Here is a 26,500-nt window from a genome sequence, read left to right on the forward strand (position 1 = left end):
AGGATTCTCCGATTCACGATGTACTGTCTATAAAAATGGTTCCAGGCTACGGGTTAAGATGCCTTTCATATGTGCGATTGCGATGCCGTAATTTGTTATAGGAACATTTTGATCAAGCGCACATTTCATTCGATATTTCACTTCACGTTCGTTCAGCATACATCCACCGCAGTGAACAATGAGTTGATAATCAGAAAGATCATTTGGAAATTCGGTTCCACTTGTAAATGAAAAGTGGAGTTCTTTTTTGGTATGCGCTAAAATCCACTGCGGAAGTTTCACGGAACCGATATCGTCACATTGACGATGATGTGTGCAGCCTTCGCTGATGAGTACAGTATCTCCGTCTTCTAAGGTGTCAAGTGTCCGGGCTCCGGTAATCAATGTGTCTAGATTTCCCTTATATCTGGCAAATAAGATGGAAAAAGAAGTTAACGGAATATCACGAGGAACCTCTTTGGAGACTTTTCCAAATGCCTGACTGTCGGTGATGACAAGTTTTGGTTTGACAGCAAGTTTGTCCAATGTATCTTTTAATTCCGTATCTTTTACAACAATGGAGACTGCACCTGCATCTAAAATATCACGGATTGTCTGCTGCTGTGGCAAGATGAGTCTGCCTTTTGGAGCAGCACTGTCAATGGGAACGACAAGCACAACAAAATCAAGTGGTGCAATCAAATCTCCTACAATTTTTTTCTTAGTCAGTTCTTTTGGAAGTTGACTTGCAATCAATTCTTTTAATGCCTGTATATGATAGCCGTTTTTGGCACTGACTTGTAGGGAATGACTTTCTTGTCTGGTATTCACAGAAGCATCTGTTATTAAGTCCATTTTGTTGAAGACAATGACATATGGTATGTTTTTTTCTTTGATTCGAGTAAGAATCCGGTCGTCTTCTTCTGTCATGCCGATGCTGCCATCCACGACAAGGACAGCAATATCGGTTTTGTTTAGCATTTGATATGCTTTTTTGATGCGAAGTGTACCGAGCTTGCCTTCATCGTCAAGTCCCGGTGTGTCAATCAGGACAACTGGACCGAGAGGCAGCAGTTCCATGGATTTTAGGACAGGATCGGTCGTCGTGCCCTTGATATCAGATACGATGGCGAGATCCTGACCGGTGATGGCGTTTATGACGCTGGATTTTCCGGCATTTCGCTTCCCGAAGATTCCGATATGAATACGTTCGGAAGATGGTGTGTTATTGAGACTCATAATTTTCCTCCTAGAACCGGAAATCACGGCGGTTATCTTCTTCGATTGCCTTCAGGTTATCAATGACAATTTTTCTTACTTTTTCATTTGGAATGTGGTTGATTTCCTCTGAAATTAATTTTTCTCCGATTTTTTTTGTCTCAGGGGAAGCATAATCCATCAGGTATTCTTTTAAGGTCATCAGTGCGTTCGGCTGGCAGCAGTTTTGAATCTGTCCGCTTTTACAAAGAGACATAAAACGGTCTCCGGTGCGTCCTTCCCGATAACAGGCGGTACAAAAGCTTGGGAAATAGCCAAGTTCCATCAGCCACTTGACGATCTCATCCAAGGTTCTTGTGTCGCTTACGTCGAACTGTTCGGATTTGTCTTCTTCCGGTTCCGGTTCAGCATAGCCGCCGACACTTGTCTTGGAACCACCGCTGATCTGGGAGACGCCAAGATGGAGAACGCGTTCACGACATTTCTGACTTTCTCTGGTAGAAATAATCATGCCGGTGTAAGGTACGGCGATACGAATACAGGCAACCAGTTTTGCAAATATATCGTCGTCAATTCCGTTGTCAAATGCGTCTGCGTCAATATCATCTGCGTGTCTCAGACGAGGAACACTGATCGTGTGCGGGCCGACTCCCCAGACTGCCTCGAGGTGTTCTGCATGCATCAAAAGTCCGGCAAACTCATAGCGGTATTTATCAAGACCGAAAAGGACGCCGATTCCCACATCATCGATGCCGCCTTCCATTGCACGGTCCATCGCCTCGGTGTGATAATCATAATCATGTTTAGGTCCGGTCGGGTGAAGCTCAAGGTAACTTTCTTTGTGGTACGTCTCTTGGAAGAGAATGTAAGTTCCGATTCCGGCTTCTTTAAGCTTGCGGTAGTTTTCGACAGTTGTTGCAGCGATATTGACATTGACACGGCGGATAGCGCCATTTTTATGCTTGATACTGTAAATGGTGTTGATGCATTCTAAAATGTACTCGATTGGGTTGTTTACAGGATCCTCACCGGCTTCGAGGGCAAGACGCTTGTGTCCCATATCCTGAAGTGCGATGACTTCCTTTCGGATTTCTTCTTGCGTCAGTTTTTTTCTTGCTATGTGCTTATTTTTCATGTGGTATGGGCAATAGGTACAGCCATTGATACAGTAATTGGAAAGATATAGTGGGGCAAACATGACAATTCGATTACCGTAGAAATCTTTCTTGATCTGTTCGGCTAAAGCATAGATTTCTTGATTTTTTTCTTCGATGTCACACGCCAGTAAGACAGATGCCTCACGGTGTGAGAGCCCTTTGCGAAGTTTGGCTTTTTCGATTAATTCTGTGATCAGCACTTCGTTGTGCTTGTTTTCTTCTGCGTAGTTTAATGTCGCTAAAATTTCTTCATGGTTGATAAATTCTTCCGCTTTTTTTGATGCTGGGTTATACATAGGTTTGTCTCCTTTCTTAGTTTGGGGACGTAGTAAAAGTGACTTTTACTACGTCCCCAATTGACAATAGCCCTGTCCCTAATTGAGCAGGTGAGGGCAGGTTTACGTAGTGTTAGTTCAGGGAATCCCCGCGGGATACCACGATTTGATATCCGATATCTGCCATGCTTCTTTTTAAACTATTTAAAGATTCTGCCGCTTCGTCTCCTGTAGAGATTTTATTATCGTATAAAAGATAATTTTTCCGGATGTTGATTGGGGATAAGTTCGGCATAATGACATTGGCACCTGCCAGAATACCGAGTTCCCGTCCGTTAGGGCTGATAGTTCCAAGTGCCGTCGTGGCTGGAAGTAATACTTTCGGCAGCATTAATCTCAAAAGACCAAGCATAAAAAGTGTTAATTCTAAGCTTCCGGATGTCTGGTCTTTAAACGGAGTATCACGGTGTGAGATAAAGGGGCCGATTCCGATCATTTGGGGATTTAAGCTTTTAATAAATAACAGATCGTCGGCAAGATTTTCTGAAGTTTGATAAGGGGAACCGACCATAAATCCTGTACCGACCTGATATCCGATTTCTTTTAAATGCCAAAGGCATTGCTGACGATTTTCGGCAGTCAGAGAAGACGGATGCAGTTTTTGGTAATGCACGGAGTCAAATGTCTCATGGCGCAAAAGATAACGGTCTGCACCAGCTTCAAATAATGCCTGATAGCTCTCGTAAGATTTTTCACCAACGGAAAGTGTGATGGCGCAGTCAGGATAAGAACTCTTGATCGAAGAGACGATATCACAAAGACGAGAGTCGGTAAAATAGCCGTCTTCGCCACCCTGTAAGACAAATGTGCGAAAGCCAAGTGTATATCCGCTTTTGCAGCAGGTCAAAATATCTTCTTTTGTAAGTCGATACCGGGTAGTATTCGCATTGCTTTTTCGGATACCGCAGTAAAAGCAATCATTTTTACAGTAATTTGTAAATTCAATCAATCCGCGTACATAAATCTCTTTTCCATAATATTGATGTCGAACCTCTCTCGCCTGCGCGAAAAGGTAGTCCGAAAGCTCTACAGAGCGGTTTTCAATCAGTGAAATCCATTCTTCTTTTGACAAGTTTTGAGTTTCTTTTAATTTTTGAATCAATTCTTTCATAAGCTTTTGAATCATCCTTCCTTATTAAAACGGTAGTTTGGAATAAACGGTCTTTGTGCTGAGCCCCGGAAGCATTCCGATTTTCCCGGACAGTGAACTGATTACATCATTTGGTGCATCGATGGCAATGCTGATGATTGAGACATTTTTCTCTCGATAAGGGATGCCCATGCGCCCGACAATGTAAGAGCCGTATTCGCTTAACAATGTATTCAATTCCTGAATGGATTCATGACTTGTGACAATGATGCCAATGAGTGCAATTCTTGTTTCCATAAACAACTCCCTCCTAAAAAAGAACCTACGCCTATGGCGAAGGTTCAAAAAGGGCAGACTTATCTTGATAAGTCTGATCGGTCTTTTATTCGGTCCGCCTTTTTACTCAGGTATCAGAAAGAAAAATCTGCCCTTTGTAATTAGTACGTATGTTATGAAAAGTATAGCATATACGCAAGAAAGGTACAATGCTCGATTTGGTTTTTAAGAAACATTCCAAACATTGAAAATATCATCTGATAGTGCTATGGTAGTTAGGAATGCTAGAAAAAAGAAAAGAGTGATACTATGAATATACAAGGACTGCAAAAGCTGACACTTTTAGACTATCCGGGAAAGGTGGCGTGCACAATCTTTACTTCGGGTTGCAATTTTAGATGTCCGTTCTGCCATAATGCGCCGCTCGTTCTTGGGACAGGACAGACAGAAAAGTATCCGGAAGAAGAGATTTTTACATTTTTGAAAAAGCGGCAGGGAATTTTGGACGGTGTCTGTGTAAGCGGAGGAGAACCATTGCTCCAAAATGATATTGAGCGATTTCTTGAACAAGTCAAAGAACTTGGATTTTTGGTAAAACTGGATACGAATGGGAGTTTTCCAAAGAAGTTGAAAAGTCTTGTTCAAAATGGACTGGCAGACTACGTTGCGATGGACATTAAGAATAGTAAAAGACAATACTGTAAGACAGCCGGAATCGAAGAAAGCAGGGAACTGATGGAACGGATACAGGAAAGCGTGGCATTTTTATTGGGACACCCGGTTGCATATGAGTTTCGAACAACGGTAATTCAAGAATATCATACGAGGGAATCGTTTGAAGAAATTGGACGGTGGATACGGGGGGCTGAAAAATATTTTTTGCAGTCTTTTGTGGACTCAGGAGAGTTGATCGGTGATGAGATAAACGGATGCGAAAAGGCAGAAATGCAGGCGTTTGCGGAGGTTATAAGACCCTATGTTTCAAACGTAGAACTGCGTGGTATATAACAATATATAGGAATGTAAAACTAAAAATACACAATATATGGTTTTCTGGTGCTATTGACGCACGTTTCACACAGTGCTACAATGGGTTCATGATTTGTAAATGATGGAGGTTGAGATAGATGTATCAGGTGACAAAAAGAGACGGGAAAATAACTGATTTTCATTTGAAAAAAATTGTAGCTGCGATCACGAAAGCATTTGAAGCACAGGAAAAAGCGATCCATCCGGATATTATCGACATGCTTGCCTTAAAAGTGACGGCAGATTTTGAGCCGAAGATTCAGGAGAATCTCATTCGAGTAGAAGATATACAGGACAGTGTGGAGTCTGTGCTGATTCAATCGGGTTACGGAGATGTAGCAAAAGGGTATATTTTGTACCGCAAACAACGTGAAAAAATTCGGAATATGAAATCAACTGTGCTTGATTACAAAGAAATTGTGGATAACTATGTAAATATCAATGATTGGCGTGTAAAAGAGAACTCGACAGTGACCTATTCTGTGGGTGGATTGATCTTAAGCAACTCAGGAGCCATTACAGCAAATTACTGGCTCTCAGAGATTTATGACGAAGAAATAGGAAATGCACATAGAAATGCAGACATTCACATCCATGATCTGTCGATGCTGACAGGGTATTGTGCAGGCTGGTCTTTAAAACAGCTGATTCAGGAAGGTCTCGGAGGCGTGGGAGGAAAGATCACATCGGCTCCGGCGAAACATCTTTCCACGCTTTGCAATCAGATGGTAAATTTCCTTGGAATCATGCAGAATGAGTGGGCAGGAGCGCAGGCATTTTCTTCGTTTGATACCTATCTGGCACCGTTTGTCAAAGCGGATCAGCTGAATTATAAGCAGGTGAAAAAATGTATTGAGTCATTTATATATGGTGTAAATACACCGAGCAGATGGGGAACACAGTCTCCGTTTACAAACATCACGCTGGACTGGACGGTGCCAAATGATCTGGCAGAGCTTCCGGCGATTGTTGGTGGAAAAGAGATGGATTTTAAATATAAAGACTGTAAAAAAGAAATGGATATGGTGAATAAGGCATTTATTGAGATTATGATTGAGGGAGATGCTGACGGAAGAGGATTCCAGTATCCAATACCTACCTATTCTATCACGAAAGATTTTGACTGGTCAGACACGGAGAACAATCAATTACTGTTTGAAATGACATCAAAATACGGAACACCTTATTTTTCCAATTATGTAAACAGTGACATGGAGCCAAGTGATGTCAGAAGTATGTGCTGCCGTTTGCGTCTGGATCTTCGGGAACTTCGGAAAAAATCAGGGGGGTATTTCGGAAGCGGGGAGAGTACAGGGTCAGTCGGAGTTGTGACGATCAATCTCCCAAGAATCGCCTATTTGTCGAATGATGAAGCGGAATTTTACAGAAGACTGGATCATCTGATGGATATTGCGGCACGTTCTTTAAGTATAAAACGTACCATTATTACAAAGCTTTTGAATGAAGGATTGTATCCATATACGAAAAAATATCTTGGTACGTTTGACAATCATTTTTCAACGATCGGTCTGATCGGAATGAATGAAGCAGGCCTGAATGCAAAGTGGCTGCGGGCAGATATGACACATGAAAAAACACAGGAGTTTGCCAAAAATGTGTTGAATCACATGAGAGAACGACTTTCGGATTATCAGGAAGAATACGGGGATCTCTACAATTTGGAGGCGACACCGGCAGAATCCACAACGTATCGTCTTGCAAAACATGACAGAGATCAATTCCCGGATATCATCACAGCGGCGGAAGACTGTGGAACGCCTTATTATACGAATAGTTCCCACCTCCCGGTTGGATACACAGAAGATATTTTTGAGGCGCTTGATATACAGGATGAGATGCAGACATTGTATACTTCAGGAACTGTTTTTCATGCATTTTTAGGAGAGAAACTTCCAAACTGGAGATCAGCGGCGGCGCTTGTGCGCAAGATTTCCGAAAATTACAAACTGCCGTATTATACCATATCACCGACCTATTCTATCTGTAGGGAACACGGTTATCTGACAGGGGAACAATATACTTGTCCGATTTGCGGAAAGACGACAGAAGTGTACAGCCGTATCACGGGATATTACCGTCCGGTGCAGAACTGGAATGACGGAAAGCTTCAGGAATTCAAAGAAAGAAAAGTATACGATATTACGAAATCACATCTGAAAGTGAGAACAGAGGCGGCAAAGGAGATTATTGCAGAAGAAAATGTATCGGTGGAAGAGACAAAAACGTTGCTGTTTACAACGAAGACTTGTCCGAATTGCAAGGTAGCAGGATTTATGCTGGATCAGGCACATGTGGAATATGAAAAAATCGATGCAGAAGAATCGATGGATCTTGTAGAAAAATATGGAGTCCGTCAAGCTCCGACGTTGATTGTGCTTGGAAAAGATGGAATAAAAAAATTGACGAATACGTCAGAAATTAAAAAGTATACAGAAGAGATGTAGAACATAGGAGGAGACAAGATGAAATTAGGGTTTATAGGATGTGGCAATATGGCAAATGCCATGATAGCCGGGATTATTGGAAATGGAATCTGCAAGGCAGAGGAGATTATCGGGACGGCAAAATCAGAGGCAAGCAGAGTACGTGTGAACAAAGAGTTTGGAATTTATATGACAGAGGATAACAAAGAAGCAGCAGAAAAAGCAGATGTGATTGTACTTTCTGTGAAACCACAGTTTTATGAAGAGGTTATCTGTGAGATTAAAGATGTTATGAAAGATAATCAGATTGTAGTGACGATCGCACCTGGAAAAACGCTTGCGTGGCTGGAAGAAAAATTCGGTAAACCGGTGAAACTCGTGAGAACAATGCCAAACACACCGGCAATGGTTCAGGAAGGAATGACAGGTGTCTGCAAAAATACATATGTGACAGAGAGCGAGATGGAGCATGTATGCGATATTTTACGCGGATTTGGAGAAGTAGAAATTATTCCGGAGAGATTGATTGATGCAGTCGTAACGGTAAGCGGAAGTTCTCCGGCATATGTGTTTATGATGATTGAGGCGATGGCAGACGCAGCAGTCGCAGAAGGAATGCCAAGAAAGCAGGCATATAAATTTGCGGCGAAAGCAGTGATGGGAAGCGCGAAGATGGTTCTTGAGACAGGGAAACATCCGGGAGAATTGAAAGATATGGTATGCTCTCCTGCGGGGACAACGATTGAGGCAGTGAAAGTGCTGGAGGCAGCAGGATTCAGGAGTGCTTTGATGGAAGCGATGGAAGTGTGCGCGGAAAAATCCAGAAATATGTAAAAAAATAAAAGCCTGCCCTAACGCGTTTGAGTTGTTAGGGCAGGCTCTTTTATACGACAAAAATACTATCCAAATAGTGAGACAGGGAACGTCTCATATTCCCTTCAAAATCAGCATCTCCATTTCTCATCGCCCATTCAAATACATTTCCGATGACAATCATACGGATATCTGTGGTGATTTCCTCGATTTTCAAATTCAATTGAATCGCATTGGCTTCTAAAGCTCGTTCTAAATAATGCTGAACAGTGACGATTGGGTATGGACGCTCGGTACGAATCGTAGGGTTTAACGCCTGATTGTGCGGAGTGTAATATCCCGCCATAAATTCCACGCCAAGTTCCTTACAATATTTCACATAATTTAAGTAGACATGAATGATCGTTTCTTTTGCATCCTCTTTATTTTTAGGCAGTTCTAAACGATCCGGATCGATGCTTGGCTGGTCTTCAATATAATAGGAAAGCAGATCATCTTTTGTTTTAAAGTGATGATAAAAGCTTCCGTTGGAAACGCCCGCTTCCTCGCAAATATTTTTTATGGAAAGTTCTTCGTAGCCGCTTTTTTGTAAAATACGTTTTGCAGCCTGGAAGATACGCTCTTTTGTCTCTTTTGATTTTCTCTGTTGTTTTGACAATTCTACAGGTTCTTTCATGTTTTCCCTCCTTCATTCAATGACAGATTTGTATGAAGTATACCATAACTTCTTATAAAAAACAAGAAAACCGAGCATACTCTGTTTCTGCTCGGCTCCTTGTTGATAAAAATTAATTTATTTCTGATCTTCCTGCACTTCGATTTTACGAATCTCTTTTGTGCGGATTTCTTTACAAATATCATTGATAAATGTATCCAAAGGTTTTTGGCCTTCATCGCCTAAATATCTGCTTCGTACAGATACAACGCCTTCTTCTTCCTCTTTTGCTCCGACAACAAGCATGTAAGGAACGCGATCGAGACGTGTCTCACGAATTTTGTAACCAATTTTTTCAGCACGTTCGTCAACTGTGCATTTTACGCCGTTGCCACGTAATTCGTTAGCAACTTTGTTTGCATAATCGTGATATTTCTCTGAAATAGGAAGTACACGAACCTGTTCTGGACAAAGCCATGTCGGGAATAAGCCGGCATATTTTTCAATCAGCCATGCAAGTGTTCTCTCGTAGCATCCCATTGCAGTACGATGGATGATGTATGGACGTTTCTTTTCGCCGTCTTTGTCTACAAATGTCATGTCAAAACGTTCTGCAAGGAACATATCCAACTGAATTGTAATCATAGTATCTTCTTTGCCGTAAACATTTTTTGCCTGAATGTCAAGTTTTGGTCCGTAGAATGCAGCCTCACCTGTCTCTTCTGTGTAGTTGATTTCAAGATGGTCTAACATTTTACGCATAACATCTTCTACTTCATCCCACATTTCTCTTGTTCCAAGATATTTATCCATATTGTCAGGATCTGCAAGAGAGAGACGATATGTTACATCTTCTTCCACACCGAGTGTTGTCAGACAGTATTTTGCAAGATCGACACAGCCTTTGAATTCATCTTCTACCTGATCAGGGCGGATCACAAGATGTCCTTCAGAAATTGTAAACTGTCTTACACGAGTCAATCCGTGCATTTCTCCGGAATCTTCATTTCTGAATAAAGTAGAAGTCTCACCGTAACGGCATGGCAGATCTCGGTAGCTCTTCTGGCTTTGTTTATATACATAATACTGGAAAGGGCATGTCATCGGACGAAGTGCGAATACTTCTTCGCCTTCTTTTTCTTCATCTCCAAGAACGAACATTCCTTCTTTATAATGTCCCCAGTGATCGGAAATGACATATAAATCTTTTTTTGCCATAAGCGGTGTCTTTGTTCTCATATAACCGCGGCGTTCTTCTTCATCTTCAATCCATCTTTGCATTGTCTGGACCATAGCAGCACCTTTTGGCATCAAAAGAGGAAGTCCCTGTCCGATGACATCAACAGTTGTGAACAGTTCCATCTCACGGCCAAGTTTGTTGTGGTCGCGCTTTTTGATGTCTTCCAAATGTTCCATATGTGCTTTTAATTCATCTTTTTTCGAATACGCAGTTCCGTAAATACGAGTCAGCATTTTATTGTTTTCATTTCCTCTCCAGTAAGCACCGGAAGAAGAAATCAGTTTGAATGCTTTGACACCTTTGGTGCTCATCAAGTGAGGTCCGGCGCAAAGATCAACAAATTCACCTTGTCTGTAGAATGAAATCACAGAATCTTCAGGAAGATCGTTGATCAATTCCACTTTATAAGGTTCCCCTTTTTCTTCCATAAGTGCGATCGCTTCAGCACGAGGAAGTTCGAAACGTTCAATTTTAGCACCTTCTTTGATGATCTTTTTCATCTCTTTTTCAATTGTCTCTAAATCTTCGTTTGAAAATGGTGCATGTTCAAAATCATAATAGTATCCAGTATCGATGGAAGGTCCGATTGCAAGTTTTGCCTCCGGATATAATCTCTTTACTGCCTCTGCAAGAACATGAGATGCCGTGTGACGAAGTGCGGCAAGCCCTTTCTCGTCGTTTGCAGTCAAAATGTTCAGTTCACAGTCTTCTGATACAACTGTTCTTAAATCTACAACTTCTCCATTTACCTCTCCGGCGCAAGCTGCTCTCGCAAGCCCCTCGCTGATATCAAGTGCAATTTCATATACTGATTTGCTCTCTGCATATTCCTTTACGGAACCATCTTTTAATGTAATTTTCATAATAATCATCTCTCCTTTTTTAATTTGGGGACGTAGGAAAATTGAATTTTACTACGTCCCTAATTGACAAATGCCCTGTCCCTAAACGTAAAATGAAACGAAAAAAATCCCTTGTAATGAATTTCATTACAAGGGACGAGTTCTCTTTACTCGCGGTTCCACCCAAATTGTACTGGCAAATACCAGAACCACTCAACTGATTATAACGGAATCACCGGACTGTTTTGCAGCCACTCCGAGGTAGTTTTCAGATGTTTCCGCAATAAGAGGCTTCCAGCCTGCGACCTCTCTCTCTGTATCCTTTCACATCTTACTCGTCTCATCAACGTGTTTTCTGTTTCTATATCCCCTATTATAACATTGGAAAATGATTTGTCAATGACTGGATTTTTGGATATAATAGTTACAGTTCACATATCAGTCGATCGCAAAAGCAGCATAGAGAGTGTGAACAATAATGTATCATGCGTAGAACAGAGAGGATTTTAGAAATGGATATAAATCAAAAAATAACAGAAGAGCTTGGCGTGAAAGAATGGCAGGTGGAAGCGGCTGTAAAGTTAATCGATGAGGGAAATACGATTCCGTTTATTTCCAGATACCGTAAAGAGGCAACTGGTTCGTTAAATGATGAGCAGCTTCGAAAATTATACGAAAGACTGATGTATCTTCGAAATTTGGAAGAGAAAAAAGAGCAGGTGCTTGCGACAATTGAAGAGCAGGGGAAACTGACAGAAGAATTGAAATTGCAGATTCTTGCAGCAGAGACACTGGTAGTTGTGGAAGATTTATACCGTCCATATAGACCAAAACGAAGAACGAGGGCGACAATCGCAAAAGAAAAAGGGCTTGAACCTCTGGCAGCACTGATCACGCTGCAAAAGACAAAAGTCCCGATAGAAGAAGCTGCAAAATCTTATATTTCGGAAGAAAAAGAGGTAAAGACGGCGGGGGAAGCAATCAATGGGGCGAAAGATATCATTGCAGAATATATTTCCGATGAGGCGGATTACCGCATCTATATCCGAGATCTGACTGCGAAACAAGGAAAAATTACTTCAATAGCGAAGGATGCACAGACAGAATCCGTGTACGAGATGTACTATGAATTCGAAGAGCCGATTACAAAACTTGCCGGACACCGTATTCTTGCATTGAATCGTGGAGAAAAGGAAAAGATATTGACTGTGAAGGTGGAGGCTCCGGAAGAACGAATTTTGCAATATCTGGAAAAGAAAGTCATTTCTTCAGATAATGTGTATACAACACCGATTTTACAGGAAGTAATTGAAGACAGCTATAAGCGCTTGATAGCGCCGGCGATTGAGCGTGAGATCCGAAGTGATCTAACAGAAAAAGCAGAGGACGGCGCGATTGAGGTTTTTGGAAAGAACTTGGAACAACTTTTGATGCAGCCGCCGATTGTTGGACAGGTTGTGCTTGGGTGGGATCCTGCATTTCGTACCGGATGTAAGCTTGCAGTAGTAGATGCAACCGGAAAAGTGCTGGATACGACTGTTATTTACCCGACTGCACCGACTACTCCTCAGAAGATTCAGGCAGCAAAAGAGACACTGAAGAAACTGATTCGAAAATACGGAATTACGTTATTTTCAGTTGGAAATGGAACGGCCTCCAGAGAATCAGAGCAGATTATTGTAGAATTATTCAAAGAGATTCCGGAGAAAGTGCAATATATTATCACAAACGAGGCGGGGGCTTCCGTATATTCCGCAAGCAAACTTGCAACAGAAGAATTCCCGAACTTTGATGTAGGACAAAGAAGTGCGGCGTCAATTGCGAGACGTCTCCAGGATCCGCTTGCAGAACTTGTGAAGATTGATCCGAAATCTATCGGTGTCGGACAGTATCAGCATGATATGAATCAGAAAAAATTAAGCGAAGCGCTGTCCGGTGTTGTGGAAGACTGTGTAAATAAAGTCGGAGTGGATCTAAATACTGCATCTGCACCGCTTTTAGCTTATATTTCCGGCATTTCCAATGCGATCGCAAAAAATATTGTCACATACAGAGAAGAAAATGGAAGCTTTACGAGCAGAAAGCAGCTTTTAAAGGTGGCAAAATTGGGACAGAAAGCGTTTGAGCAGTGTGCCGGATTTATGAGAATTCAGGGTGGAAAAAATCCGCTTGACGCGACAAGTGTGCATCCGGAAAGTTACGAGGCGGCAGAAAAACTGCTGGAAAAACAAGGGTTTACAACAAAAGATATCACAGGAGGAAATTTGCAGGGGCTTTCCAAATCAATCAAAGATTATAAAAAACTTGCAGAAGAACTCGGCATCGGAGAAATTACGCTGCGCGACATTGTAAAAGAATTGGAAAAACCGGGACGTGACCCGCGTGATGAGATGCCAAAACCGATTTTAAGAACTGATGTCCTGGAGATGAAAGATCTGACAGAAGGCATGATTTTAAAAGGAACCGTCCGAAATGTCATCGATTTTGGAGTATTTGTGGACATCGGAGTGCATCAGGATGGTCTTGTACACATCTCGCAGATTACAGATAAAAAATTTATCAAGCATCCATTGGAAGTGGTAAGTGTCGGAGATATTGTAGATGTAAAAGTGATGAGTGTGGATGTGAAGAAAAAACGAATTCAGTTGACGATGAAAGGAATATAAAAATGTTCTCGTATGAAACCATTCAGCTTTTTAATGACTTAGAGCTGGTCATTTACAATTACATTATGAAAAACAGTAGTCAGGTACAGTACATGACAATTCGGGAATTAGCAGACGCGGTTCACGTCAGCACTTCATCGATTATGCGATTCTGCAAGAAAGCAGGATGTGATGGATATGCGGAATTTCGGGTGAAATTTAAATTGTACTTGGAGAGCAGAAAGGAAATTCAGCCACAGAATGATTTGAGTGAGTTGCTGCATTATTTTCAGGGTGTTCATACGAGTGCATTTGAGGAGCAGATTTCCAGAGCGGTTGATATGGTCAGAGGAGCGCAGCAGGTAATTCTCATCGGAGTTGGTTCATCAGGAACACTTGCCAGATATGGCGCCAGGTATTTTTCAAATGTGGGAAAATTCAGTCAGTATATTGATGATCCGTACTATCCAATTTCCAGAGACACGTATATTGACACGGTTGTGATTGCGCTATCAGAGTCGGGCGAGACCAGACAGACAATCGAGATGACAGAAAGTTTCAAACGTCATCAGTGTAAGATTTTAAGTATCACAAACAAGGATTCTTCCACATTGTCTAAAATTTCGGACATGAATCTGTCTTATTTTGTGACAGAGAGATTTGTGGAAGGGCGGTACAATGTGACCTCACAGGTTCCGGTACTGTTTCTGATGGAAACGATTGCGAGAAGACTCTAGTGTGCTGTATCATTCATATTTCGCATAATGACTTGCCTGAATTCCACTCTACTGCGTTGTCGTCAATCGACGATGCCACCGCATCGCCTCACTCCGCCGCCTTGCAGACTGAAAATTCATTCTGTGTCATTATGCTGAAAGTGAATGAGACAGAACACTAGTATATCAAGATGGCACAAGATGTGCCGGATTTGTAACAAATTTCAAAACAGCATACATGTACCCAAACAAGGGGAAAGAGCAGACAGCCTTTTGGCTGTCTGTTATACTAAATGCAGAAAATAAAAAAGGAGAGAGAAGGCTATGGCAATTGATTATTCCATTACGGCAAAAGAAATTGTAAAAGAACTTGGCGGTGACGAGAATATTGTAAACGTCACACACTGTGCAACAAGACTTCGTTTTATTTTAAAAGACGAATCGGTTGTAGACGGAGCAAAAGTAGCAAAAATTCCGGGTGTCATTACGACTGTACAGGCAGGAGGTCAATATCAGATTGTCATTGGCAATCATGTGTCGGATGCATATGCTTTTGTGATGAAATTGGTGCACGTAGAATCCGGAGAGATTCAGGATACAGGAAAGAAAGCAGGAGTTGTGAGCCGGATCATCGATGTCATTTCCAGCATTTTTGCCCCATTTTTATATACATTGGCGGCATGTGGTATCTTGCAGGGGATTCTTGGTGTATTAGTAGCTCTGAATTGGATTGACACAACAGGTGGAACGTATCAGATTTTGAATTTTGTTTCATGGACGGCATTTACGTTTTTACCTGTATTGATTGCAGTGACGGCTTCGAAAAAATTTAATGTGAATGTATTTATTGCGGTTGTAATTGCATGTGCACTTGTGTCACCGGATTATATTGCAATGGTAAATGCAGGGGATCCAGTTAAGTTTTTGGGTATACCGGTACAGCTTCTCAGCTATACATCTTCGGTGATTCCGATTATTCTGGCAATCTGGATTGCATCTTATGTTCAGAAATTTTTTGATAAAGTACTTCCGATTGTGGTGCGAAATTTGTTTACACCAATGTTTACCATTGCGATTATGGTTCCTCTTACTCTGTTGGTGTTCGGTCCGGTTGGAAATACAATCGGCGGAGCAATCGGAGATATCTACAATACACTTTATGGCTTGAGCCCGATTGTTGCCGGTGTGGTAGTCGGAGGACTTTGGGAAGTGCTTGTAATCTTTGGTGTGCATTGGGGAATCACTCCGGTTACGGTAGGAAATTATGCAAATCTAGGATATGATACTTTCACAGGACTTCAGGCATCGGCAGTATTTTCACAGGCTGGCGCAGCACTTGGAGTATTCTTAAAAACGAAAGACAAAGAGATGAAAGGAGTTTCCCTCTCAGCGGCGATCACAGGACTTTTTGGTATCACAGAACCTGCGATTTACGGTGTCAATTTAAGACTGAAAAAACCGATGATCTGTGGATGTATCGCAGGTGCGATCGGCGGAGGAATCGGCGGAGCATTTCAGGCGGTATCCTGGAGCTATAACATGCCGGGAATCGCAACACTGCCGGCATATTTTAAAGCAGGACATATGACACAATTTATCGGATTGGTGATTTCTATCTTAGTGTCATTTGTACTGGGGGCACTGCTGACATATCTTGTTGGATTTAAAGAAGAGATTACAGAGTTAAACGAGAATGAGCCAGAGACAAAGCTGACAGAAGGAACAGTGGAAGTGGCAAGCCCGGTGAGTGGAAAAGTAATTCCTGTCTCAAAAGTTAACGATGAGGCATTTGCATCGGAAATGATGGGAAAGGGTGTTGGAATCATTCCAAATGATGGAAAAGTTTATGCACCGTTTGATGGAACAATATCCGCTTTATTTGACACAAATCATGCAGTTGGGTTAACAGGTGAAAATGGTCTGGAAACATTGATTCATATAGGGATTGACACTGTAAAATTAGATGGAAAAGGGTTCAAAGTCCACACAAAGACAGATGCATCAGTGAAAAAAGGTGATTTATTAGTGGAATTTGACAAAGAATTGTTGGAAAAAGAAGGTTTTGATACTACAGTAATTTTTATTGTTGTGAATATGGATCAGGTCAAAGACATGAAGATAGAGGACGAGAAAACAGTAAAAGCGTTGGAGTCTGTGATGGAAGTGACATGTTAGGAGGAGACAAATGCAAAAATTATCAGAAGATTTTCTTTGGGGCGGCGCAGTTGCTGCCCATCAGGTAGAAGGTGGCTGGAATAAAGGCGGAAAAGGAGTCAGCATCGCAGATGTGCTGACAGCGGGAGCGCATGGAGTGGATCGTAAAATTACAGACGGAGTGTTGGAAGGGCATTACTATCCGAACCATGAAGCGGTTGATTTTTACGGACATTATAAAGAAGATATCAAATTATTTGCAGAGATGGGATTCAAATGTTTCCGTACTTCGATTGCATGGACACGTATTTTCCCAAATGGGGACGATGAGTGTGCCAATGAAGAAGGACTTCGATTTTACGATGACTTGTTCGATGAATTGCTCAAATATAATATTGAACCGGTCGTGACACTGTCTCATTTTGAGATGCCGTATCATCTTGTAAAAGCATACGGTGGTTGGAAAAACCGGAAAGTAATTGATTTCTTTGTCAAATATGCAGAGACTGTAATGAAACGTTACCGGGACAAGGTAAAATACTGGATGACATTCAATGAGATTAACAACCAGAAAAATTATAAGTATCCGCTGTTTGGGTATACTTGTTCCGGTGTGATTTTCGAGCAGGAGGAAAATCCGGAAGAGTGCATGTATCAGGTGGTGCATCATGAACTGGTGGCAAGTGCGTTGGTAGTGAAAAAAGGACATGAGATCAATCCAAATTTTCAAATTGGATGTATGCTTGCATGCGTTCCAATTTATCCGTATTCCTGCAATCCAAAAGACATGATGTACTCTGTGGAAGCAATGCATGACCGATACCTGTTTGGAGACGTGCATGTGCGCGGGGCATATCCGTCTTACGCTTTGAAAGAATGGGAGAGAAAAGGATTCCGAATCAAGATGGAAGAGGGAGATTTGGAAATTTTACGTCAGGGTACTGTGGATTATATTGGTTTGAGCTATTATATGACAAATGCGGTGAAGGCAGATCATGTTGCGGAAGGCAATGGAGTTGACGGTTTCCCTGGAAGTGTTCCGAATCCATATGTAAAAATGTCGGACTGGGGATGGCAGATTGATCCAATCGGGCTTCGATATGCACTGAATTTACTATACGAACGCTATCAGAAACCATTGTTTATCGTGGAAAATGGATTTGGAGCAATTGATAAAATAGAAGAGGATGGCACGATTCAGGATGATTATCGAATTGCATATCTGAAAGCGCACATTGAGGAGATGGGAAAAGCAGTGTCACTTGATGGTGTGGAATTGATGGGATACACCCCTTGGGGCTGCATTGACTGTGTTTCTTTCACGACAGGAGAGATGAAAAAACGATATGGATTCATCTATGTTGACAAAGACAATGAAGGAAACGGTACATTAGAGAGAAGAAAGAAGAAATCCTTTGAATGGTATAAACAGGTAATCCAAAGCAATGGAGAAATACTGTAAGCAAGAAAAAAGATGGGGAATTTACCCATCTTTTTTCTTGCTGTCTCTATAGGGCTCTGATAAAATATAAGCAGAAAAACAGTACAAAAGAGGGATGAAGATGGAGAGGCATAAAACAAGAGGTATCCGAAAACGAAGGGCAGAAAAAAGGAAACAAAAGATCCGAAAGCTGTTTTTTGCAGCAGTTTTAGTGCCTTTCATTTTGCTGGCTGTTTTTGCAATCATATTTTTTCAGAAGAGACAAAATGAAAAGTTACTGAGACTTGAAGATGCTAAAAAACAGGAAACATTAAAACAAGAACAGCTAGAAAATGGCAAACAGGAAGTGGAAGAACTTTATCAATCCTATTTGGCAGAAAGAGAAGAGGCAGTGCCGGCGGCAGTAGAAGAAATGCAGTCCTTTTCGGACTGGTTTTTTTGAAACTTATCCGGAAAAAGCAAAAAAGGAAGTGCTGGAACTTGCATCGGACGGAAAATTAACAAAAGAATCCGTTTATCATGCTGCAGGGGAGAGCATGCATGTTGCCTATGATCGTTATAAAGGTTATTTGAATGATGCGGAGACCGCAAAACAATATGGAATTTATGAGCGGGATGGGAAAAAAGAAGAACAGGCAGAAGTGACGATTGCCGGAGATCTGTGTTTTGCAGAAGATGGATTTGTGCTGGATCATTATGATGAAGTCAATGATTTGGCACAATGTATTTCCCCAAAATTGTTGGAGATTACAAATGCAAGTGATATTTTTTATGTGAACCATGAATATGCGATCAGTGACCGTGGTGCGTCGCTTGCAGGGAAATATTATACATTTCGGGCACATCCAAAACGTATGGAATTGTTGAAAGAGATGGGGACTGATCTTGTTGCGCTTTCTAACAATCATGTATACGATTATGGTGAAGATGCATTTCAGGATACGATGAAGCTTTTAAAACAGGCAGATATTCCATATGTTGGCGGAGGATCAAACCTGGAAGAAGCAAAAAAGCCGGTATATTTTATTGGAATGGAATTAAGATCGGGTTTGTCGGAGCGTCGAATGAGGAAAAAATTCGCTATACACCACAGGCGGGAGAAGACAGTTCCGGAATTCTGCTTGCATATGATACGACAGCGTACAATCAGGTGATTTCAGATGCAGCAAAACAATGTGATTATCTGATTGCATATATTCATTGGGGGACAGAAGATACAAATGATTTTAATGACGTGCAGCAGCAGATGGGGAGAGAATTCCTGAATTCCGGAGCAGATATTGTTGTGGGCGGTCATCCACATGTCCTGCAAGGAATGGAATATGTAGATGGAAAACCGATTGTATATAGTCTTGGAGATTTTTGGTTTAATGGTGAGACAAAATATACCGGATTATTAAAGCTTCAGATAGACATAGACGGATTGCGGGAAATGTCTTTTGTACCGGCGCTTCAGACAGGATATACAACGCAGTATCTTGATGCAGAAGAAGAACAGATGGAATTATTTGGATTTTTAGAAAATTTGTCTCCGAATGTAGAGATAGATCAAACAGGAGTGATTCGGGAAAAATGATAATGCTTCCGTAAAAAATACTTGAATAACGGCTTATATTGGCATATAATATACGAGAAGTAAATAAGGATTCTTCGGGGCAGGGTGTAATTCCCTACCGGCGGTTACAGTCCGCGACCCATGAAAATGGCTGAACTGGTGGAATTCCAGTACCGACAGTAAAGTCTGGATGTGAGAAGAAGGTGTGTGCAATATATCACAACGATAATAGATGCCCTGAATTTTTTGATTCAGGGCATTTTTGCATGCGCGAAAGAAGAATTCCTTTTGTAAAGAAAAGGAGAGAAAAAAATGAGTACAACAACAATGACAGAAACAAGAGAAAAATCAAAGGAAAGAATTGGAGTGCGCGGTGTCGTGCAGATCGGTATGCTGTCTGCAATTGCGATTATTTTGATGCAGTTTGAAGTACCGCTTCCATTTGCGCCTCCGTTTTACAAAATCGATTTCAGTGAAATTCCGGTGCTGATTGGCTGTTTTGTAATGGGACCATTGGCAGGAGCGATCGTGGAACTGATTAAAGTAATTCTCAATGTGGTGATCAGCGGTACTACAACAGGGGGAGTTGGTGATATAGCGAACTTCTTAATAGGATGTGCAATGTGTGTGCCGGCAGGGATGATTTATAAAAAATATCATACGAGAAAGAGTGCACTTGCGGGAATGGCAGTAGGAACCGTATTTATGACGGTGATCGGGTGTATTCTGAATGCATATGTGCTGCTTCCGGTATACGCAAAAGCATTCGAGATGCCAATCGATGCGTTGGTCGCGATGGGAACAGCTGTGAACCACTCAATTACAAGTCTTTCTACGTTTGTGATTTTTGCAGTAGCTCCGTTTAATTTGCTGAAAGGGGTACTTGTATCTTTCATTGTGTTCCTGATTTATAAGAAAATCAGTCCGATTTTTAAAATGAACAAGTAAGTTGTAACCATGAAAATGCTGTGCTATAATTTTATAGCACAGCATTATTCGTGTGAAATATCAATTTAGATGGAGGAAACACATGTCTGTAAAATTTGAAGTGAAGATGACGGATAAGATCATGTATGATTTTCTGCTGTATCATACGTATACACATATGAGTGGTTTGCTGGGAGCAATGATTGGAGTGCTTGCCCTTGGGATGGGAATCAATTATATGCTGTCGGGAGATTCTATGGCGGCGATGCCGGCATTTATATTAGCGGCACTGTTCTTGGTGGTGACGCCGGTTTCCCTGAAAGGAAAGGCAAAGACACAGGTACAAAGAACGAAGATGTTTCAAAAGCCATTAGAATATGAATTGTCAGAAGAAGGCGTAACGGTAAGACAAGGGGAACTGGAAGTGACCAACAAATGGGAGGATTTTTCCAAGGCGGTCAGCACGAACCGTGCGGTGATTTTATATGTGACAAGGATGCGGGCGCTGATTTTCCCGAGAGAGTCTATGGAAGAGCAGTATGAGGCGGCGGTGAAGATGATTTCTACACATATGCCGCCTAAGAATGTAAAAATCAGACATATTGCAGGATAAAGAGAGGATTTTGAAATGATAATAGAGACAAGAAGTGCACAAGAGACTTATGAACTTGGACTCAAGATCGGAAAAGAAGCAAAAAAGGGCCAAGTTTATACAATGGTAGGAGACCTTGGAGTGGGAAAAACTGTATTTACGCAGGGGATGGCTCATGGACTTGGGATAAAAGAACCAATCAGCAGTCCGACATTTACCATTGTGCAGGTATATGATGATGGCAGAATGCCGTTTTATCATTTCGATGTGTATCGAATTGGTGATATCACAGAGATGGATGAGATCGGTTATGAAGACTATATTTATGGAGAAGGCGTCTCATTGATTGAGTGGGCAAATTTAATTGAAGAGATTCTACCGAAAGAACGGATCGAGATTCAGATTGAAAAAGATTTGGAACAGGGATTCGATTATAGAAAAATTACAATAGAAGAGAGGACGGCGTAGATATGCGGATATTGGCATTGGATAGTTCTGGTTTGGTTGCAACTGTCGCAATCGTGGAAGAAGAACAGATTTTGGCGGAGTATACAGTGAATTATAAAAAGACACATTCACAGACGTTACTTCCGATGTTGGATGAGATTGTCAAAATGACAGAGTTTGACCTGAACACATTGGATGCGATTGCGGTGGCAGGAGGACCTGGATCATTTACCGGACTTCGTATTGGTTCCGCAACTGCAAAAGGACTTGGTCTGGCATTGAACAAACCATTGATCCATATTCCGACAGTGGACGGATTGGCGTACAATTTATATGGAAATTCCGGACTGCTCTGTCCGATTATGGACGCAAGGCGAAATCAGGTATATACAGGATTATATCGTTTTGAAGGGGAACAGTTTGAAATTGTAGAAGAACAGATGGCAATTTCGCTGGAAGAATTAATAGGAAAATTAAATGCATATGGAGAAAAAGTGACATTTCTGGGGGATGGTGTTCCGGTTTATCAAACACAATTAAAAGAAGGACTTCAAACGGAATATCATTTTGCACCGGCACATAAAAACCGTCAAAGTGCGGCAGCAGTAGGAGCGCTCGCAATGCAATACTTAAAAGAAGGAAAGACGGAGACCGCAATGGAGCACCAGCCGGATTATCTGCGCCTGTCTCAGGCAGAAAGGGAGCGGGCAGAAAAAAATGCAAAGCTTTCGTAATATGAAAAAGCAGGATGCAGAGGCGGTTGCATTACTGGAAACATTGAATTTTTCAGATGCATGGAGCAGGCAAAGTCTTTTAGAGACGTATGAACAAAGACAGTCCTTTATCACAGTCGCAGAAGAAGATGGAGACATCATAGGGTACTGTATTATCTATTTTGTGATGGATGAAGGGGAAATTGCGCGAATTGCAGTGCACCCAAAAGAACAGCGCAGAGGGGTAGGGTGGCAATTGCTGGACTACACTTGTGAGACCTGTCGAGAGAAAAAAATTGGGCGTTTGATGTTAGATGTGCGGGAAAGTAATATGCCGGCGCGGAAATTTTATGAACACTATGGATTCACCAAAGATGGTGTCCGAAAAAACTTCTATGAAAAACCAGAAGAAGATGCCATTTTGATGAGTAGACAAATTGGATAGAGATTGACAGTTCAGGCAGCAGTTCCCACTAGGAATTACGATTTGCAATCGCTATAATAAAGACGTAGCAGACAGATGAAATGAGATTCGTTCACAGGAGGAATTTGTATGCGTCAGTATAACATTCAGGAGACAAAAGAAGTAACAAAAATTATTTGTAATAAATGTGGGAAAGAAATTGCTGTAGAAAACGGAATGGCAAAAGAAGATACGCTTTCTGTGCAGAAACGGTGGGGGTATTTTTCGGAAAAGGACAATGAAGTGCATGCGTTTGATTTGTGTGAGGCGTGCTATGACGAACTGATTTCGAATTTTCGAATTCCGATAGAAATAGAGTAGAGATAGGAGAATCAGATGTTAGATGTTTGTTTATTGGGAAGCGGTGGGATGATGCCGCTTCCATATCGGTGGCTTACGTCATTGATGACAAGATTTAATGGAAGCAGTCTTTTGATTGACTGTGGGGAGGGCACTCAGATTGCCATAAAAGAAAAGGGATGGAGTTTTAAACCAATCGATGTGATTTGTTTTACACATTATCACGGCGATCATATCAGCGGGCTTCCGGGGCTTTTGCTTACAATGGGAAATGCAGACCGGAAAGAGCCGTTGACCCTTATCGGGCCGAAAGGATTGGAACGGGTTGTGACAGCGCTGCGTGTCATCGCGCCAGAGCTTCCTTTTGAGATTAAATTTATAGAGATTACACAGCCGGAGCAGACATTCGAATTGAATGGCTACCGGCTAAAAGCATTTCGGGTGAATCATAATGTGGTGTGTTATGGGTATACGATAGAGATTGACAGAGCTGGAAAATTTGATTTGGAGAGAGCGCTTTCGCAGGAGATTCCAAAACAATATTGGAAACATTTGCAAAAAGGAGAGACAATCGAGTCAGATGGAAAAACATATACGCCTGAGATGGTGCTTGGAGCACCTAGAAAAGGCTTGAAATTGACTTATTGTACCGATACAAGACCGACAAATTCTATTCGAGAGAATGCGAAAGGATCGGATCTGTTTATCTGTGAAGGAATGTATGGAGAAAAAGAAAAAGCGGCAAAAGCTATAGAATATAAACATATGACTTTTTATGAGGCGGCAACACTTGCAAAAGAAGCGGAGGTGGAGGAGATGTGGCTGACACATTACAGCCCGTCTTTGACGAAACCGGAAGAATACATGGAAGATGTGAGAGCAATCTTCCCAAATGCAAAAGCAGGAAAGGATAGAATGTCTGTGGAATTGGCGTTTGAGGAAGAATAGTTGGCAAAGATAGGTAAAGAGGATGAAAATATGGTAGAACAAAAAGATGTTATGATATTAGCAATTGAAAGTTCATGTGATGAGACGGCGGCATCTGTTGTAAAAAATGGAAGAGAAGTCCTTTCGAATGTAATCTCTTCACAAATTGAACTGCACAAATTATACGGGGGAGTTGTCCCGGAAATTGCATCGCGTAAGCATATTGAAAAAATTAACCAGGTGATCGAGGAAGCATTATCAGAAGCAAAGGTGACTTTGGATGATATAGATGCGATTGGAGTGACCTATGGACCAGGGCTTGTGGGGGCGCTTCTTGTCGGTGTGGCAGAAGCGAAGGCGATTGCCTACGCAAAAAATCTTCCACTTGTGGGTGTGCACCATATAGAAGGACATATTTCAGCAAACTTCATTGAAAATAAAGAGTTAGAGCCACCGTTTGTCTGTCTTGTTGTGTCGGGCGGGCATACACACCTTGTATGTGTAAAAGACTATGGAAAATATGAAATTATTGGACGTACGAGAGATGATGCGGCAGGAGAGGCGTTTGATAAAGTGGCACGTGCCATTGGACTTGGTTATCCTGGGGGACCCAAGATTGATAAGTTGTCCAAAGAAGGGAATCCAGACGCAATTGTATTTCCAAAGGCTCACATCAATGATGCGCCATACGATTTTAGTTTCAGCGGAGTCAAGTCAGCGGTACTGAACTATATCAATGGATGCAAGATGAAAGGTGAGGACTATAATCGGGCGGATATTGCGGCATCTTTCCAAAAAGCAGTGACAGATGTATTGGTGGAAAATGCAATGCGGGCAGTGAAAGAATATGGTACCTCTAAGTTTGCAATTGCGGGGGGAGTTGCCTCTAACAGTACACTACGAGCGGCCATGAAAAAAGCATGCGAAGAGCGAAATGTAGAATTTTACTATCCTTCTCCGATATTTTGCACGGATAATGCGGCGATGATAGGTGTGGCTGCGTATTATGAATATTTAAATGGAACAAGACATGGCTGGGATTTGAATGCAGTTCCAAATTTAAAATTAGGAGAGCGTTAGTATGCAAAAGAAAAAATGTACGGCAATAGTTCTGGCGGCAGGGCAGGGACGTCGTATGGGAACAAAAACACAAAAACAATATTTAGAAATTATCGGCAAACCGGTGCTATGCTATTCTTTGGAAGTTTTTCAAGAATCAGAGATTATAGATGAGATTATTTTGGTGGTAGGAAAAGGGCAAGAAACATACTGCAAAAAGGAAATTGTTGAGAAATATCAGATTCAAAAGGTGAAGAAAATTGTAACCGGAGGAGAAGAGCGTTATCACTCCGTATGGAACGGGCTGAAAGAAGTATCCAAAGATGGGTACGTATTTATACATGATGGAGCCAGACCATTTATTGATCAGGAGATGATCCGGCGTGTATATGAAGAAGTTGTGCAACATAAAGCATGTGTAGCAGGTATGCCAGTAAAAGATACGATTAAAATTGTAGATACATCAGAATTTGCGGAAGAGACACCAGACAGAAGCAGAGTATGGCTTGTACAGACTCCTCAGGCATTTGAGAACAACTTGATAAAAAATGCGTATAAAATATTGGTTGAGAAAGAAGAATATTCAGTGACAGATGATGCCATGGTGGTAGAAAAAATACTTGGTAAAAAAGTGAAATTAGTGCGCGGCTCTTATGAAAATATTAAAATTACAACACCGGAAGACCTTGATATTGCTGGAGTTTTTGCGAAAATACAAAAAAAATAAAAAAGTTTAAAAAAAGTGTTGACAGTACTCGCTTACTATGCTAGAATACATCTTGTCGTTAGCGAGTACGACAAACAAAAACAATAAAATATATGCAGAGGTATCGAAGTGGTCATAACGAGGCGGTCTTGAAAACCGTTTGTCCGAGAGGGCGCGTGGGTTCGAATCCCACCCTCTGCGTTTGAGAAAAACCACCAACCAAAATGATTCGGTGGTTTTCTTATGCCGAAGTTGGCTGGGAGAAGTACCCAAGTGGCTGAAGGGGCTCCCCTGGAAAGGGAGTAGATCGTTAATAGCGGTGCGAGGGTTCAAATCCCTCCTTCTCCGTTTGTTTTCTGGAAATGTGAAATGCTGATATAAAAACTTGAAAAAAGTCGAAAAAAGGTGTTGACAAACAAAAAGAAAACATGGTATTATATCTGAGCACTTGATTGAGCGATAAAAACAGAAAAAATAAAAGTTCAAAAAAGTGAAAAAAGTTGTTGACAAGCGAAAAGAGATGTGGTAATCTAATATAGCTGTCGCAAGACAACAAAGAACATTGATAATTAAACAACAGATGACAAGATAACCCTGAAAGATTCTTAAAAGAGAAAAATTCAGAACAGACATGAAAATGTCAACCTAAAACAGTAAAGGGAAAGATAGCTAGCAGTTATCTGAACCGGAACAAACACTTTTAACGAGAGTTTGATCCTGGCTCAGGATGAACGCTGGCGGCGTGCTTAACACATGCAAGTCGAACGAAGCGCTTAA

At 41.5% G+C, this 26,500-nt stretch carries 23 protein-coding genes, 2 tRNA genes, 1 rRNA gene, 1 pseudogene, 1 riboswitch and 1 other annotated feature (1 of these 29 cut by a window edge); of the genes and pseudogenes, 21 read left to right on the forward strand and 6 right to left on the reverse strand.

What is annotated here, in order from left to right; genetic code table 11:
- Nucleotides 1-27 precede the first annotated feature (27 nt).
- From hydF to BQ5364_RS00765, 4 genes are all read right to left on the reverse strand, one after another.
- Nucleotides 28-1,218 (reverse strand): [FeFe] hydrogenase H-cluster maturation GTPase HydF, encoded by a 1,191-nt coding sequence (gene hydF, locus BQ5364_RS00750; protein WP_004613701.1) that lies wholly within the window; start codon nt 1,216-1,218, stop codon nt 28-30.
- Between the two features lie 10 nt (nt 1,219-1,228).
- A complete protein-coding gene (hydG, locus tag BQ5364_RS00755) occupies nt 1,229-2,650 on the reverse strand; it encodes a [FeFe] hydrogenase H-cluster radical SAM maturase HydG (RefSeq protein WP_004613702.1) in 1,422 nt (473 codons plus the stop codon).
- Nucleotides 2,651-2,762: 112 nt separating this feature from the next.
- Nucleotides 2,763-3,815: a [FeFe] hydrogenase H-cluster radical SAM maturase HydE gene (hydE, locus tag BQ5364_RS00760; RefSeq protein ID WP_071143446.1), complete on the reverse strand. Its 1,053-nt coding sequence runs from the start codon at nt 3,813-3,815 to the stop codon at nt 2,763-2,765.
- A gap of 9 nt (nt 3,816-3,824) precedes the next feature.
- The gene (locus BQ5364_RS00765; protein ID WP_004613704.1) at nt 3,825-4,076 is read right to left on the reverse strand and encodes a TM1266 family iron-only hydrogenase system putative regulator; all 252 of its coding nucleotides are present in this window, start codon (nt 4,074-4,076) and stop codon (nt 3,825-3,827) included.
- A gap of 288 nt (nt 4,077-4,364) precedes the next feature.
- Between BQ5364_RS00765 and BQ5364_RS00770 the strand changes: the two genes are divergently transcribed.
- From BQ5364_RS00770 to proC, 3 genes are all read left to right on the forward strand, one after another.
- A complete protein-coding gene (locus BQ5364_RS00770; RefSeq protein ID WP_004613705.1) occupies nt 4,365-5,063 on the forward strand; it encodes an anaerobic ribonucleoside-triphosphate reductase activating protein in 699 nt (232 codons plus the stop codon).
- A gap of 119 nt (nt 5,064-5,182) precedes the next feature.
- On the forward strand, nt 5,183-7,549 hold the full coding sequence (locus BQ5364_RS00775; protein ID WP_004613706.1) for a ribonucleoside triphosphate reductase: 2,367 nt from the start codon (nt 5,183-5,185) through the stop codon (nt 7,547-7,549).
- Nucleotides 7,550-7,567: 18 nt separating this feature from the next.
- Nucleotides 7,568-8,362, forward strand: a complete 795-nt coding sequence (gene proC, locus BQ5364_RS00780) for a pyrroline-5-carboxylate reductase (RefSeq protein ID WP_004613707.1) — start codon at nt 7,568-7,570, stop codon at nt 8,360-8,362.
- A 49-nt stretch (nt 8,363-8,411) separates the two neighbouring features.
- Here the strand turns inward: proC and BQ5364_RS00785 are convergent, their stop codons facing one another.
- Together BQ5364_RS00785 and thrS are read right to left on the reverse strand one after the other, a co-directional pair.
- The gene (locus BQ5364_RS00785; protein ID WP_004613708.1) at nt 8,412-9,017 is read right to left on the reverse strand and encodes a TetR/AcrR family transcriptional regulator; all 606 of its coding nucleotides are present in this window, start codon (nt 9,015-9,017) and stop codon (nt 8,412-8,414) included.
- A 117-nt stretch (nt 9,018-9,134) separates the two neighbouring features.
- Complete coding sequence (gene thrS, locus BQ5364_RS00790; protein WP_022249977.1) at nt 9,135-11,099, reverse strand: threonine--tRNA ligase; 1,965 nt, start codon at nt 11,097-11,099, stop codon at nt 9,135-9,137.
- A gap of 128 nt (nt 11,100-11,227) precedes the next feature.
- Nucleotides 11,228-11,434, reverse strand: a binding site (T-box leader).
- Between the two features lie 156 nt (nt 11,435-11,590).
- On the opposite strand from thrS, the gene BQ5364_RS00795 reads away from it, so the two are divergent.
- The 18 genes and pseudogenes from BQ5364_RS00795 to BQ5364_RS00885 form a co-directional block, all read left to right on the forward strand.
- Nucleotides 11,591-13,744, forward strand: coding sequence for a Tex family protein (locus BQ5364_RS00795; RefSeq protein ID WP_071143447.1), 2,154 nt, complete (start codon nt 11,591-11,593; stop codon nt 13,742-13,744).
- 2 nt (nt 13,745-13,746) lie between these two features.
- On the forward strand, nt 13,747-14,460 hold the full coding sequence (locus tag BQ5364_RS00800) for a MurR/RpiR family transcriptional regulator (RefSeq protein ID WP_004613711.1): 714 nt from the start codon (nt 13,747-13,749) through the stop codon (nt 14,458-14,460).
- Nucleotides 14,461-14,763: 303 nt separating this feature from the next.
- On the forward strand, nt 14,764-16,614 hold the full coding sequence (locus tag BQ5364_RS00805; protein ID WP_004613713.1) for a beta-glucoside-specific PTS transporter subunit IIABC: 1,851 nt from the start codon (nt 14,764-14,766) through the stop codon (nt 16,612-16,614).
- A gap of 10 nt (nt 16,615-16,624) precedes the next feature.
- Nucleotides 16,625-18,055 (forward strand): 6-phospho-beta-glucosidase, encoded by a 1,431-nt coding sequence (locus tag BQ5364_RS00810; RefSeq protein WP_004613714.1) that lies wholly within the window; start codon nt 16,625-16,627, stop codon nt 18,053-18,055.
- A gap of 100 nt (nt 18,056-18,155) precedes the next feature.
- Nucleotides 18,156-18,476 carry a hypothetical protein gene (locus BQ5364_RS00815; protein ID WP_071143448.1) on the forward strand — a complete coding sequence of 107 codons (321 nt, stop codon included), beginning with the start codon at nt 18,156-18,158 and terminating at the stop codon, nt 18,474-18,476.
- 94 nt (nt 18,477-18,570) lie between these two features.
- A pseudogene (locus BQ5364_RS18220) lies at nt 18,571-19,610 on the forward strand (CapA family protein).
- A 66-nt stretch (nt 19,611-19,676) separates the two neighbouring features.
- Nucleotides 19,677-19,795, forward strand: a riboswitch (FMN riboswitch).
- 106 nt (nt 19,796-19,901) lie between these two features.
- On the forward strand, nt 19,902-20,537 hold the full coding sequence (locus tag BQ5364_RS00830; RefSeq protein ID WP_022249982.1) for an ECF transporter S component: 636 nt from the start codon (nt 19,902-19,904) through the stop codon (nt 20,535-20,537).
- 82 nt (nt 20,538-20,619) lie between these two features.
- Entirely contained in the window at nt 20,620-21,129 is a 510-nt protein-coding gene (locus BQ5364_RS00835) for a YcxB family protein (protein WP_004613718.1), read from the forward strand.
- A 15-nt stretch (nt 21,130-21,144) separates the two neighbouring features.
- Nucleotides 21,145-21,576 carry a tRNA (adenosine(37)-N6)-threonylcarbamoyltransferase complex ATPase subunit type 1 TsaE gene (gene tsaE, locus BQ5364_RS00840; RefSeq protein ID WP_004613719.1) on the forward strand — a complete coding sequence of 144 codons (432 nt, stop codon included), beginning with the start codon at nt 21,145-21,147 and terminating at the stop codon, nt 21,574-21,576.
- A gap of 2 nt (nt 21,577-21,578) precedes the next feature.
- Nucleotides 21,579-22,289, forward strand: a complete 711-nt coding sequence (gene tsaB, locus BQ5364_RS00845) for a tRNA (adenosine(37)-N6)-threonylcarbamoyltransferase complex dimerization subunit type 1 TsaB (protein ID WP_004613720.1) — start codon at nt 21,579-21,581, stop codon at nt 22,287-22,289.
- 1 nt (nt 22,290) lies between these two features.
- Nucleotides 22,291-22,713 (forward strand): ribosomal protein S18-alanine N-acetyltransferase, encoded by a 423-nt coding sequence (gene rimI / locus BQ5364_RS00850; RefSeq protein WP_235837106.1) that lies wholly within the window; start codon nt 22,291-22,293, stop codon nt 22,711-22,713.
- A 108-nt stretch (nt 22,714-22,821) separates the two neighbouring features.
- Complete coding sequence (locus BQ5364_RS00855) at nt 22,822-23,052, forward strand: hypothetical protein (protein WP_004613722.1); 231 nt, start codon at nt 22,822-22,824, stop codon at nt 23,050-23,052.
- 15 nt (nt 23,053-23,067) lie between these two features.
- On the forward strand, nt 23,068-23,979 hold the full coding sequence (locus BQ5364_RS00860; protein WP_004613723.1) for a ribonuclease Z: 912 nt from the start codon (nt 23,068-23,070) through the stop codon (nt 23,977-23,979).
- Between the two features lie 30 nt (nt 23,980-24,009).
- The gene (gene tsaD / locus BQ5364_RS00865) at nt 24,010-25,038 is read left to right on the forward strand and encodes a tRNA (adenosine(37)-N6)-threonylcarbamoyltransferase complex transferase subunit TsaD (protein ID WP_022249983.1); all 1,029 of its coding nucleotides are present in this window, start codon (nt 24,010-24,012) and stop codon (nt 25,036-25,038) included.
- Between the two features lies 1 nt (nt 25,039).
- Nucleotides 25,040-25,744, forward strand: coding sequence for a 2-C-methyl-D-erythritol 4-phosphate cytidylyltransferase (ispD, locus tag BQ5364_RS00870; protein ID WP_071143450.1), 705 nt, complete (start codon nt 25,040-25,042; stop codon nt 25,742-25,744).
- 94 nt (nt 25,745-25,838) lie between these two features.
- Nucleotides 25,839-25,924, forward strand: a tRNA-Ser gene (locus BQ5364_RS00875).
- 58 nt (nt 25,925-25,982) lie between these two features.
- Nucleotides 25,983-26,071 (forward strand) — tRNA-Ser (locus BQ5364_RS00880).
- 351 nt (nt 26,072-26,422) lie between these two features.
- A 16S ribosomal RNA gene (locus BQ5364_RS00885) occupies nt 26,423-26,500 on the forward strand; it runs 1,453 nt beyond the window's last position.

Origin of the sequence: Coprococcus phoceensis (genome assembly GCF_900104635.1) — a bacterium.
GTDB classification, from domain to species: domain Bacteria; phylum Bacillota; class Clostridia; order Lachnospirales; family Lachnospiraceae; genus Faecalimonas; species Faecalimonas phoceensis.

Excerpts from the sequence above, each read along its gene's own strand:
- hydF (WP_004613701.1), bottom strand. The coding sequence starts at position 1,218 with ATGAGTCTCAATAACACACCATCTTCCGAACGTATTCATATCGGAATC.
- hydG (WP_004613702.1), bottom strand. The coding sequence starts at position 2,650 with ATGTATAACCCAGCATCAAAAAAAGCGGAAGAATTTATCAACCATGAA.
- hydE (WP_071143446.1), bottom strand. The coding sequence starts at position 3,815 with ATGATTCAAAAGCTTATGAAAGAATTGATTCAAAAATTAAAAGAAACT.
- BQ5364_RS00765 (WP_004613704.1), bottom strand. The coding sequence starts at position 4,076 with ATGGAAACAAGAATTGCACTCATTGGCATCATTGTCACAAGTCATGAA.
- BQ5364_RS00770 (WP_004613705.1), top strand. The coding sequence starts at position 4,365 with ATGAATATACAAGGACTGCAAAAGCTGACACTTTTAGACTATCCGGGA.
- BQ5364_RS00775 (WP_004613706.1), top strand. The coding sequence starts at position 5,183 with ATGTATCAGGTGACAAAAAGAGACGGGAAAATAACTGATTTTCATTTG.
- proC (WP_004613707.1), top strand. The coding sequence starts at position 7,568 with ATGAAATTAGGGTTTATAGGATGTGGCAATATGGCAAATGCCATGATA.
- BQ5364_RS00785 (WP_004613708.1), bottom strand. The coding sequence starts at position 9,017 with ATGAAAGAACCTGTAGAATTGTCAAAACAACAGAGAAAATCAAAAGAG.
- thrS (WP_022249977.1), bottom strand. The coding sequence starts at position 11,099 with ATGAAAATTACATTAAAAGATGGTTCCGTAAAGGAATATGCAGAGAGC.
- BQ5364_RS00795 (WP_071143447.1), top strand. The coding sequence starts at position 11,591 with ATGGATATAAATCAAAAAATAACAGAAGAGCTTGGCGTGAAAGAATGG.
- BQ5364_RS00800 (WP_004613711.1), top strand. The coding sequence starts at position 13,747 with ATGTTCTCGTATGAAACCATTCAGCTTTTTAATGACTTAGAGCTGGTC.
- BQ5364_RS00805 (WP_004613713.1), top strand. The coding sequence starts at position 14,764 with ATGGCAATTGATTATTCCATTACGGCAAAAGAAATTGTAAAAGAACTT.
- BQ5364_RS00810 (WP_004613714.1), top strand. The coding sequence starts at position 16,625 with ATGCAAAAATTATCAGAAGATTTTCTTTGGGGCGGCGCAGTTGCTGCC.
- BQ5364_RS00815 (WP_071143448.1), top strand. The coding sequence starts at position 18,156 with ATGGAGAGGCATAAAACAAGAGGTATCCGAAAACGAAGGGCAGAAAAA.
- BQ5364_RS00830 (WP_022249982.1), top strand. The coding sequence starts at position 19,902 with ATGAGTACAACAACAATGACAGAAACAAGAGAAAAATCAAAGGAAAGA.
- BQ5364_RS00835 (WP_004613718.1), top strand. The coding sequence starts at position 20,620 with ATGTCTGTAAAATTTGAAGTGAAGATGACGGATAAGATCATGTATGAT.
- tsaE (WP_004613719.1), top strand. The coding sequence starts at position 21,145 with ATGATAATAGAGACAAGAAGTGCACAAGAGACTTATGAACTTGGACTC.
- tsaB (WP_004613720.1), top strand. The coding sequence starts at position 21,579 with ATGCGGATATTGGCATTGGATAGTTCTGGTTTGGTTGCAACTGTCGCA.
- rimI (WP_235837106.1), top strand. The coding sequence starts at position 22,291 with ATGAAAAAGCAGGATGCAGAGGCGGTTGCATTACTGGAAACATTGAAT.
- BQ5364_RS00855 (WP_004613722.1), top strand. The coding sequence starts at position 22,822 with ATGCGTCAGTATAACATTCAGGAGACAAAAGAAGTAACAAAAATTATT.
- BQ5364_RS00860 (WP_004613723.1), top strand. The coding sequence starts at position 23,068 with ATGTTAGATGTTTGTTTATTGGGAAGCGGTGGGATGATGCCGCTTCCA.
- tsaD (WP_022249983.1), top strand. The coding sequence starts at position 24,010 with ATGGTAGAACAAAAAGATGTTATGATATTAGCAATTGAAAGTTCATGT.
- ispD (WP_071143450.1), top strand. The coding sequence starts at position 25,040 with ATGCAAAAGAAAAAATGTACGGCAATAGTTCTGGCGGCAGGGCAGGGA.